This window comes from Stenotrophomonas sp. TWI602 (assembly GCF_039674045.1).
Taxonomy (GTDB): Bacteria; Pseudomonadota; Gammaproteobacteria; order Xanthomonadales; family Xanthomonadaceae; genus Stenotrophomonas.
Genome location: NZ_JBDJMT010000043.1, coordinates 1 through 8,715, shown reverse-complemented (window position 1 = coordinate 8,715; position 8,715 = coordinate 1). Strand labels below are relative to the sequence as shown.

General features: G+C 62.7%; 5 protein-coding genes. All 5 read left to right on the top strand.

Annotated elements, in window-relative coordinates:
• Window positions 1-131 precede the first annotated feature (131 nt).
• Window positions 132-4,379: a DNA-directed RNA polymerase subunit beta' gene (gene rpoC, locus ABE483_RS18795; protein WP_088434181.1), complete on the top strand. Its 4,248-nt coding sequence runs from the start codon at window positions 132-134 to the stop codon at window positions 4,377-4,379.
• 346 nt (window positions 4,380-4,725) lie between these two features.
• Window positions 4,726-5,100, top strand: coding sequence for a 30S ribosomal protein S12 (rpsL, locus tag ABE483_RS18790; RefSeq protein WP_017356008.1), 375 nt, complete (start codon window positions 4,726-4,728; stop codon window positions 5,098-5,100).
• 12 nt (window positions 5,101-5,112) lie between these two features.
• Entirely contained in the window at window positions 5,113-5,580 is a 468-nt protein-coding gene (gene rpsG / locus ABE483_RS18785; RefSeq protein WP_019186122.1) for a 30S ribosomal protein S7, read from the top strand.
• A gap of 136 nt (window positions 5,581-5,716) precedes the next feature.
• The gene (fusA, locus tag ABE483_RS18780) at window positions 5,717-7,858 is read left to right on the top strand and encodes an elongation factor G (protein WP_121044654.1); all 2,142 of its coding nucleotides are present in this window, start codon (window positions 5,717-5,719) and stop codon (window positions 7,856-7,858) included.
• A gap of 53 nt (window positions 7,859-7,911) precedes the next feature.
• On the top strand, window positions 7,912-8,715 hold an 804-nt coding region (locus ABE483_RS18775; protein ID WP_346482180.1), incomplete at its 3' end, for an elongation factor Tu.

Here is an 8,715-nt window from a genome sequence, read left to right as displayed (position 1 = left end):
TCGCGTGGGGTGCCAAAAAATTTGTTCGGGGCCGAAATGTTCCCGGCGGGGGGGGGCGCCCCGGCCCCCCCCCCCGCCACATCTGAACCGACAGCCCCATCGACAAGATTTCCTCCTTTCGGAGAAACACCATGAAAGACTTGCTCAACCTCTTCAACCAGCAGCGTCAGACGCTGGACTTCGACGCGATCAAGATCGCGCTGGCCTCGCCGGACCTGATCCGTTCGTGGTCCTTCGGCGAAGTGAAGAAGCCGGAAACCATCAACTACCGTACCTTCAAGCCGGAACGTGACGGCCTGTTCTGCGCCGCCATCTTCGGACCGGTCAAGGACTACGAGTGCCTGTGCGGCAAGTACAAGCGCATGAAGCACCGCGGCGTGGTCTGCGAAAAGTGCGGCACCGAAGTCACCCTGGCCAAGGTGCGCCGCGAGCGCATGGGTCACATCGATCTGGCCTCGCCGGTCGCGCACATCTGGTTCCTCAAGTCGCTGCCGTCGCGCATCGGCCTGATGCTGGACATGACCCTGCGTGACATCGAGCGCGTGCTGTACTTCGAAGCCTACGTGGTGACCGAGCCGGGCCTGACCGCCCTGGAGCGCCGCCAGCTGCTGACCGAAGAACAGTACCTGCAGGCACGCCAGGAACACGGCGACGACTTCGATGCCGCCATGGGCGCCGAGGCCGTGTACGAACTGCTGCGCACGATCGACCTGCAGTCGGAAATGACCCGCCTGCGCGAAGAAATCGCCAGCACCGGTTCGGAAACCAAGCTCAAGCGACTGACCAAGCGCATCAAGCTGGTCGAGGCCTTCCTCGAGTCGGGCAACCGTCCGGAGTGGATGGTCATGACCGTGCTGCCGGTGCTGCCGCCGGACCTGCGTCCGCTGGTGCCGCTGGACGGTGGCCGCTTCGCGACCTCCGACCTGAACGATCTGTACCGCCGCGTCATCAACCGTAACAACCGCCTGCGCCGCCTGCTCGAGCTGAACGCGCCGGACATCATCGTGCGCAATGAAAAGCGCATGCTGCAGGAATCGGTCGATGCGCTGCTGGACAACGGCCGTCGCGGCCGTGCCATCACCGGCACCAACAAGCGCCCGCTGAAGTCGCTGGCCGACATGATCAAGGGCAAGCAGGGTCGCTTCCGTCAGAACCTGCTGGGCAAGCGCGTCGACTACTCGGGCCGTTCGGTCATCGTGGTCGGTCCGTACCTGCGCCTGCACCAGTGCGGCCTGCCGAAGAAGATGGCGCTTGAGCTGTTCAAGCCGTTCGTGTTCGCCAAGCTGCAGCGTCGTGGCCTGGCCACCACCATCAAGGCCGCCAAGAAGCTGGTCGAGCGCGAAGAAGCCGAAGTCTGGGACATCCTGGAAGAGGTCATCCGCGAACATCCGGTGATGCTGAACCGTGCGCCGACCCTGCACCGTCTGGGCATCCAGGCGTTCGAGCCGGTCCTGATCGAAGGCAAGGCCATCCAGCTGCACCCGCTGGTCTGCACCGCGTTCAACGCCGACTTCGACGGTGACCAGATGGCCGTCCACGTGCCGCTCTCGCTGGAAGCCCAGCTGGAAGCGCGTGCGCTGATGATGTCCACCAACAACATCCTGTCGCCGGCCAACGGCGAGCCGATCATCGTGCCGTCGCAGGACGTCGTGCTGGGTCTGTACTACATGACCCGCTCGCTGGTGAACAAGAAGGGCGAGGGCATGGCCTTCGCCAACATCGCCGAAGTCAAGCGCGCCTACGACAACCGCGTGGTGGAACTGCACGCACGCGTCAAGGTCCGCATCACCGAAGTGGTGACCGACGAGGAAGGCAACAAGCAGAACAAGACCTCGATCGTGGACACCACGATCGGTCGCGCCCTGCTGGCTGAAATCCTGCCGGAAGGCCTGCCGTTCGCGCTGGCCAACACCGAGCTGACCAAGAAGAACATCAGCCGCCTGATCAACTCCAGCTACCGTCAGCTGGGCTTGAAGGACACGGTCGTGTTCGCCGATAAGCTGATGTACACCGGCTTTGCCTACGCAACCCGCGCTGGCGTGTCGATCGGCATCGACGACATGCTGATCCCGGACGAGAAGCGCGGCATCCTCACCGAGGCCGAAGCTGAAGTGCTGGAAATCCAGGAGCAGTACCAGTCGGGCCTGGTCACCGCCGGCGAGCGCTACAACAAGGTGGTCGACATCTGGTCGCGCACCAACGAACGCATCGCCAAGGCGATGATGGACACCATCGGTACCGAGAAGGTGGTCAACGCCGAAGGCGAGACCATCGACCAGAAGTCGATGAACTCGCTGTACATCATGGCCGACTCCGGTGCCCGTGGTTCGCAGGCGCAGATCCGTCAGCTGGCCGGTATGCGCGGCCTGATGGCGCGTCCGGATGGCTCGATCATCGAAACGCCCATCAAGGCGAACTTCCGTGAAGGCCTGAACGTGCAGGAGTACTTCAACTCCACCCACGGTGCCCGTAAGGGTCTGGCCGATACCGCGCTGAAGACGGCGAACTCGGGTTACCTGACCCGTCGTCTGGTCGACGTGGCGCAGGACGTGGTCATCACCGAGGTGGATTGCGGTACCACCGAAGGCCTGACCATGACCCCGATCGTGGAAGGCGGCGACGTCGTGGAGCCGTTGAAGGACCGCGTGCTGGGTCGTGTCGTGGCCGAGGACGTGTTCCTGCCGGGCAACGACGAAGATCCGATCGTGACCCGCAACACGCTGCTCGACGAGCAGTGGGTGGCCAAGCTGGAAGATGCGTCGGTGCAGTCGGTCAAGGTCCGTTCGACCATCAGCTGCGCCTCGCCATTCGGCGTCTGCGCACACTGCTACGGTCGCGATCTGGCCCGTGGCCACATCGTCAACATCGGTGAAGCGGTCGGCGTCATCGCCGCACAGTCGATCGGTGAGCCGGGTACCCAGCTGACCATGCGTACGTTCCACATCGGTGGTGCGGCATCGCGAGCTGCGGCGGTGGACAACATCACCGTCAAGACCACCGGTTCGGTGAAGTTCAACAACCTGAAGTCGGTCGAGCACGCCAGCGGTTCGCTGGTGGCGGTCTCGCGTTCGGGCGAAATGTCGGTGCTCGATGCCCACGGCCGTGAGCGTGAGCGTTACAAGCTGCCGTACGGCGCGACCATCACGTCCAAGGACGGCGATGCGGTCAAGGCTGGCCAGACCGTGGCCAACTGGGACCCGCATAACCACCCGATCGTGTCGGAAGTGGCTGGTTTCATCCGCTTCATCGACTTCATCGACGGCGTCACCGTCATCGAGAAGACCGACGAACTGACCGGCCTGGCATCGCGTGAAATCACCGATCCGAAGCGTCGTGGTTCGCAGGCGAAGGACCTGCGCCCGATCGTGCGCATCGTGGACAAGAACGGCAACGATCTGACCATCCCGAACACGGATCTGCCGGCGCAGTACCTGCTGCCGCCGCGCTCGATCGTCAACCTGCAGGACGGCGCCGCCGTCGGCGTGGGTGACGTGGTCGCCAAGATCCCGCAGGAAGCGTCCAAGACCCGCGACATCACCGGTGGTCTGCCGCGCGTGGCCGATCTGTTCGAAGCACGCAAGCCGAAGGATCCGGCGATCCTGGCCGAGCGTTCGGGCATCATCAGCTTCGGCAAGGACACCAAGGGCAAGCAGCGCCTGATCATCAAGGACACCGATGGTTCGGAACACGAAGAGCTGATCCCGAAGTACCGTCAGGTGATCGTGTTCGAAGGCGAGCACGTGACCAAGGGCGAAACCATCGTGGACGGCGAGCCGAGCCCGCAGGACATCCTGCGTCTGCTGGGTGTCGAACCGCTGGCGGCCTACCTGGTCAAGGAAATCCAGGACGTGTATCGCCTGCAGGGCGTGAAGATCAACGACAAGCACATCGAGGTGATCACCCGCCAGATGCTGCGCAAGGTCGAGATCACCGATCAGGGCACCAGCAAGTTCCTGAATGGCGAGCAGGCCGAGCGCCAGCGCGTCATCGAGGAAAATGCCCGCCTGGCCACCCGCAACGAGCTGCCGGCCCGTTTCGATCCGGTCCTGCTGGGTATCACCAAGGCATCGCTGGCGACCGAATCGTTCATCTCGGCGGCGTCGTTCCAGGAAACCACCCGCGTGCTGACCGAAGCGGCCGTTCGCGGCACCTCGGACAACCTGCGCGGCCTGAAGGAAAACGTCATCGTCGGCCGTCTGATCCCGGCCGGTACCGGCCTGGCGTACCACGCCAACCGTCGTCGCAACGCCTCCGGGCTGACCGACTCGGAAATGCAGACCCTGTCCGGCAGCGCGCCGGCCGTGGCTGAGGTGGCCCCGGTGGCCGCCGTGGCGGTGGAATCGACCGAAGCTGAACAGGCTCCGGGCAGCGACGAGTAATACGCAGGCCCGGCTTCGGCCGGGCCCGCGGCAGGGCAGGGCGTCGACTCCGGTCGATGGCCCTCCCGGCAAATCAGCAGGCATCGGCCACTGGTCGTCTGCCTGCCGATGAGGTAGGATGCCCGCCGGTCTTTCAACGGACCGGCTTGACAACCTGAACGGGGGGCATGGAAAAGGCTCCCCTGTAACGGCCCGGGATCAGGGCTGGCTTGGCGCGTGCGCATTTGACTGCGTTTTCGCCGGGTTGCTACAATCGTCTGTCTCAGCAGGCCGGTCTTTCGCCTGCTCGCACATTTCCGCATTCATGGCCAGTCTTTTCATTGGCCTCTCTCAGAAGAACATACTGATGGCGACGATCAATCAGCTTGTCCGCAAGCCGCGGCAGGCAACCACTTATAAGAGTGCCTCCCCGGCTCTCGATAAGTGCCCCCAGCGCCGTGGTGTCTGCACGCGCGTGTACACCACCACTCCGAAGAAGCCGAACTCGGCGCTTCGCAAGGTTGCCAAGGTTCGCCTGACCAACCAGGAAGAAGTGATTAGCTACATCGGCGGCGAAGGCCACAACCTGCAGGAGCACTCCGTGGTCCTCATCCGTGGCGGTCGCGTCAAGGATCTGCCGGGTGTGCGTTACCACACCGTGCGTGGCTCGCTGGACGCCTCCGGCGTTGCCAAGCGTCGCCAGGGCCGTTCCAAGTACGGCGCCAAGCGTCCGAAGAGCTAAGGGAAAGTACACATGTCTCGTAAAGGTAATACGCCGCAGCGCTCTGTCCTGCCGGATCCGAAGCACGGAAGTGAAACCATCGCTCGTTTCATCAATATGGTGATGCTGAGCGGCAAGAAGTCGGTCGCTGAAAAGATCGTCTACGGTGCCATGGACGTGATCGGCGAAAAGAACCCGAATTCCGTCGAGCTGGTTCAGAAGGCTCTGGAAAACGTGGCTCCGTCGGTCGAAGTCAAGTCCCGCCGTGTCGGTGGTGCTACGTACCAGGTGCCGGTTGAAGTGCGTTCGTCGCGCAAGATGGCCCTGGCCATGCGTTGGCTGATCGACTCGGCTCGTAAGCGTGGTGAAAACACCATGCCGAAGAAGCTGGCTGCCGAACTGCTGGACGCCTCGGAAAATCGTGGTGGCGCCATCAAGAAGCGCGAAGAAACCCACCGCATGGCCGAAGCCAACAAGGCCTTCGCGCACTACCGCTGGTGAGTTTGACGGCCTTGCAAAACAGGCACGGCAGCACCATCTAGGTGCTGCCCCGCGGCACCTGGGGTGCCGCGCCAATCCGAAGGCCGCCGAAAGGCGGCGTTCGGCCATCCGAATTCCAAGAAATTGAGAGGCTCCCGTGGCCCGCACCACTCCCATCGAGCGTTACCGCAATTTCGGCATCATGGCCCACATCGATGCCGGCAAGACCACCACGTCCGAGCGCATCCTGTTCTACACCGGCAAGAGCCACAAGATCGGTGAAGTGCACGACGGCGCTGCCACCATGGACTGGATGGAGCAGGAGCAGGAGCGTGGCATCACGATCCAGTCCGCTGCCACCACCGCGTTCTGGAAGGGCATGGACAAGTCCCTGCCGGAGCATCGCTTCAACATCATCGACACCCCCGGACACGTCGACTTCACCATCGAAGTGGAGCGCTCGCTGCGCGTGCTCGACGGTGCGGTGTTCGTGCTGTGCGCCGTCGGTGGCGTGCAGCCGCAGTCGGAAACCGTGTGGCGTCAGGCCAACCGGTACAAGGTGCCGCGCATTGCCTTCGTCAACAAGATGGACCGCACCGGTGCCAACTTCACCAAGGTCGTTGGCCAGCTGAAGGCCAAGCTCGGCGCCACCGCCGTGCCGATGCAGCTGCCGATCGGCGCTGAAGACGGCTTCAAGGGTGTGGTCGATCTGATCAAGATGAAGGCCATCCATTGGGATGAAGCCTCGCAGGGCATGAAGTTCGAGTACCTGGAGATCCCGGCTGACATGCAGGCGGAGGCCGAAGAGGCCCGTACCTACATGATCGAAGCCGCGGCTGAAGCCAGCGAAGAGCTGATGGAAAAGTACCTGGGCGGCGAAGAGCTGACCGAGGCCGAAATCGTCGAAGCCCTGCGCGTGCGCACCCTGGCCACCGACATCGTGCCGATGTACTGCGGCTCGGCGTTCAAGAACAAGGGCGTGCAGGCCATGCTGGACGGCGTGGTGCAGCTGCTGCCGTCGCCGATCGACGTGCCGGACGTGACCGGTACCGACGTGGACGACGAAACCATTGCGCTGAGCCGCAAGTCCGATGACAAGGCGCCGTTCTCGGCGCTGGCCTTCAAGATCATCACCGATCCGTTCGTCGGCGCGCTGACCTTCTTCCGTGTCTACTCGGGCACCCTGAACGCCGGCGACCAGCTGCTGAACTCGGTCAAGGGCAAGAAGGAGCGCATCGGCCGCATCCTGCAGATGCATTCCAACGATCGCGAAGAGATCAAGGAAGTGCTGGCCGGTGACATCGCCGCTGCGGTGGGTCTGAAGGACACCACCACCGGTGACACCCTGTGCTCGCAGGACCACCCGATCATCCTGGAGCGCATGGTGTTCCCGGAGCCGGTCATCTCGATGGCCGTCGAACCGAAGACCAAGTCCGACCAGGAAAAGATGGGTCTGGCGCTGGGCCGTCTGGCCCAGGAAGATCCGTCGTTCCGCGTCAAGACCGACGAAGAATCCGGCCAGACCATCATCTCGGGCATGGGCGAGCTGCACCTGGACATCATCGTGGATCGCATGAAGCGCGAGTTCAACGTTGAAGCCAACGTCGGCAAGCCGCAGGTTGCGTACCGCGAAACCATCCAGATGGCCGACGTCAAGTCGGACTACAAGCACGCCAAGCAGTCCGGTGGTAAGGGTCAGTACGGTCACGTCGTGATCGAGCTGTCGCCGATCACCGCTGAAGACCGTGCCGACCCGAAGATCGGTCCGATGATCAAGGACGACTTCCTGTTCATCAACGACATCACCGGTGGCGTGATTCCGAAGGAATTCATTCCGTCGATCGAAAAGGGCCTGCGCGAAACCATCACCAGCGGTCCGCTGGCTGGCTTCCCGGTCGTTGACGTCAAGGTGAAGCTGGTGTTCGGCTCGTACCATGACGTCGACTCCTCGGAAATGGCGTTCAAGCTGGCCTCCTCGATGGCCTTCAAGCAGGGCTTCCAGAAGGCCAAGCCGGTCCTGCTGGAGCCGATCATGAAGGTCGAGATCGTGACCCCGGAGGATTACCAGGGTGACGTGATGGGCGACGTCAGCCGTCGTCGTGGCGTGCTGCAGGGTTCGAGCACCACCGGTGACGGTTCGGCCAGCATCATCAACGCGATGATCCCGCTGGGTGAAATGTTCGGTTACGCCACCTCGCTGCGTTCGCAGACCCAGGGTCGCGCAACGTTCACGATGGAGTTCGACCACTACGAGCCGGCGCCGAACAACATCGCCGAAACCGTGATCAAGAAGTCCTGAGCGTAAGCTCAGGACTCCACCTCATTCTTTTCTGATATCCAAGGTATACAACAATGGCAAAGGGTAAGTTCGAGCGCACCAAGCCGCACGTCAACGTCGGCACCATCGGTCACGTCGATCACGGCAAGACCACGCTGACCGCTGCACTGACCAAGATCGGTGCCGAGCGCTTCGGCGGCGAGTTCAAGGATTACTCCTCGATCGACGCCGCGCCGGAAGAAAAGGCACGTGGCATCACGATCTCGACCGCACACGTCGAATACGAATCCACCGAACGTCATTACGCCCACGTCGATTGCCCGGGCCATGCTGACTACGTCAAGAACATGATCACCGGTGCTGCCCAGATGGACGGCGCGATCCTGGTCTGTTCGGCTGCTGACGGCCCGATGCCGCAGACCCGTGAGCACATCCTGCTCTCGCGTCAGGTCGGCGTGCCGTACATCGTCGTCTTCCTGAACAAGGCAGACATGGTCGATGACGCCGAGCTGCTGGAACTGGTTGAAATGGAAGTCCGCGAGCTGCTGAGCAAGTACGACTTCCCGGGCGATGACACCCCGATCATCTCGGGTTCGGCCCGCCTGGCGCTGGAAGGCGACCAGAGCGAAATCGGCGTGCCGGCCGTGATCAAGCTGGTCGAAGCTCTCGACAGCTGGATCCCGACCCCGGAACGCGACATCGACAAGCCCTTCCTGATGCCGGTCGAAGACGTGTTCTCGATCTCGGGCCGCGGCACCGTCGTGACTGGTCGTATCGAGCGCGGCGTGATCAAGGTCGGCGAAGAAATCGAAATCGTCGGTATCCGTCCGGTCCAGAAGACCACCGTCACCGGCGTGGAAATGTTCCGCAAGCTGCTC